The organism is Thiorhodococcus minor (assembly GCF_010820565.1).
In the GTDB taxonomy this organism is placed as follows: Bacteria; Pseudomonadota; Gammaproteobacteria; order Chromatiales; family Chromatiaceae; genus Thiorhodococcus; species Thiorhodococcus minor.
Genome location: NZ_JAAIJQ010000205.1, coordinates 1 through 2679, shown reverse-complemented (window position 1 = coordinate 2679; position 2679 = coordinate 1). Strand labels below are relative to the sequence as shown.

Here is a 2679-nt window from a genome sequence, read left to right as displayed (position 1 = left end):
CGCGAGGAAGCGCTGCGTCAGGCTGGGCTGGTCGAGCGCGGGGAGCAGGGCCGCCTGCACGACGTCCAGCGGCAGGGGGGGGGCGGGGGGGGCCCCCCCCCCGCCGGGGGGGGGGCCCAGGGCGGGCGCCGGCGCGCCCGCTGCGGGGGGGCGGGCGCGTCGGCTCGCGGCGGCCTTCGGGCCGCCTTGCGAGGAGACAGCAATCGCTGCCGCCCGTTCTCTTGCTGGCTTGCGCCAAGGTCGGAGTGCACCAGGGTCCGCAGCCCAGACGGCCCACATATCGCCGAGGATTTTTCCGTGATTCCCACTCCCATCGTTAAGCAATTCAAATTCGGAGACCAGACGGTCAAGCTGGAGACCGGCGAGATCGCGCGCCAGGCCGATGGTGCTGTCATGGTCAACATGGACGACACCGTGGTGCTCGTCACCGTCGTCGTGGACAAGCGCCCGGGCGTCGAGCGTGACTTCCTGCCCCTGACGGTCGACTATCAGGAAAAGACCTATGCCGCTGGCCGCATCCCGGGTGGCTTCTTCCGCCGCGAGGGACGTCCGAGCGAGGGTGAGATCCTCACCGCGCGCCTGATCGACCGTCCCATTCGCCCCCTCTTCGCCGATGGCTTCACCCGCGAGGTGCAGATCATCGCGACCGTCAAGTCGCTGAACCCCGCGGTCAACCCGGAGGTTCCCGCGTTGATCGGCGCCTCCGCGGCGCTGGCGGTCTCGGGTCTGCCCTTCAATGGACCGATCGGCGCCGCACGCGTCGGCTACAAGAACGGCGAGTACATCCTCAATCCCGCCGTCGTCGGTCTGAATCCGGATTCCGATCTCGACCTCATCGTCGCCGGAACCGAGAAGGCCGTGCTCATGGTCGAGTCCGAGGCACGCGGTCTGTCGGAAGAGGTCATGCTGGGCGCCGTGCTCTTCGGCCACGAGCAGCTGCAGGCTGTCATTCAGGCCATCCGCGAGCTGGCCGCCGAGGTCGACAAGGCGCCGCTGGCGTGGTCCGCGCCCGAGCCCGATCTGGAGTTGGCCGGAGCCGTCGAGAGCGGCTGTGGCGAGCAGGTCGCGGCGGCCTATCAGATCAAGGTGAAGCAGGAGCGCTACGCGGCGCTGGATGCCGCCCGCGCTGTGGTCATCGAGCAGCTCTGCGCGGGCGATGCGCCCAAGTGGACTGAGCTTCAGGTGCGTGCGGCGATCGAAAAGCTCGAGAAGAAGGTCGTCCGCGAGTCGATCCTCTCCGGCAATCCGCGCATCGACGGCCGCGACGGCAAGACCGTGCGCCCGATCACCATCCGTACTGGCGTCCTGCCGCGCACCCACGGCTCGGCGCTCTTCACCCGCGGCGAGACCCAGGCGATCGTCGTCACCACGCTCGGCACCGAGCGCGACTCGCAGATCATCGACGCGCTCGACGGCGAGCGCCGCGAGCACTTCATGCTGCACTACAACTTCCCGCCCTTCTGCGTGGGTGAGTCTGGCCGTGTCGGCAGCCCCAAGCGTCGCGAGATCGGCCACGGCCGTCTGGCCAAGCGCGGCGTCCTGGCCGTCATGCCGAGCATCGAGGAGTTTCCCTATTCGGTTCGCGTGGTCTCCGAGATCACCGAGTCGAATGGCTCCAGCTCCATGGCCAGCGTCTGCGGCACCAGTCTGGCGCTGATGGATGCTGGCGTGCCGATCAAGTCGCCCGTGGCCGGCGTCGCCATGGGGCTGATCAAGGAAGACGAGCGCTTCGCGGTCCTGACCGACATCATGGGCGACGAGGACCATCTCGGCGACATGGACTTCAAGGTTGCGGGCACCTCCGGGGGCATCAACGCCCTGCAGATGGACATCAAGATCGAGGGCATCACCAAGGAGATCATGGAGATCGCCCTGGCGCAGGCGAAGGACGGTCGCATGCACATCCTCGGCGAGATGAACAAGGTCATCGACAGCCATCGCCTGGAGATGTCCGAGCATGCCCCGCGCATCATCGAGTTCAAGATCCACCCGGAGAAGATTCGCGACGTCATCGGCAAGGGCGGCTCCGTCATCCGTTCGATCACGGAAGAGACCGGGGCTACCGTCGATATCAACGACGACGGCGTCGTCAAGATCTTCTCGGTCGAGAAGGCTGCCGGCGAGGAAGCCAAGAAGCGTATCCGCCTGATTACCGCCGATGTCGAGGTCGGCAAGATCTACGAGGGCAAGGTCGCCCGCCTGATGGATTTCGGCGCCTTCGTCACCATCCTGCCGGGTCGTGACGGCTTGGTGCACATCTCCCAGATCTGCGAGGAGCGTGTCCAGTCCGTGAGCGACAAGCTCAAGGAAGGCGATGTTATCCGCGTCAAGGTCCTGGAAGTGGACAAGCAGGGTCGCATCCGCTTGAGCATGAAGGCGGTCGAGCCTGGGGAGTAAGCCCGGCCGGCACAGCTCGAATGCCGACGAGAAGGGGCCGAATGGCCCCTTTTTGCGTTGACCTCAAGAAAGCTGTTGGTCGGAATCCCTAAGGCGCGAAGGACACGAAGAAAATCAATGCTCGGTAGGGTAGGTAGGCGCAGCGCAGTCCGCCAATGCCGGCGCGGGGCTCGGTGGACTTCACTCTCGTCCGTCCTGTCTACCACCTGATTATTAACAAGGCTCAGCCAGAACCAGGAGCCGATGCGGCATGGGTGGCGTATGCACCGCGGCCGAGCCCAG

General features: G+C 66.0%; 1 protein-coding gene. It reads left to right on the top strand.

Annotated elements, in window-relative coordinates; genetic code table 11:
- Window positions 1–297: 297 nt before the first annotated feature.
- Window positions 298–2397 (top strand): polyribonucleotide nucleotidyltransferase, encoded by a 2100-nt coding sequence (gene pnp / locus G3446_RS26280; RefSeq protein ID WP_164456613.1) that lies wholly within the window; start codon window positions 298–300, stop codon window positions 2395–2397.
- The last annotated feature ends 282 nt before the right edge of the window (window positions 2398–2679 follow it).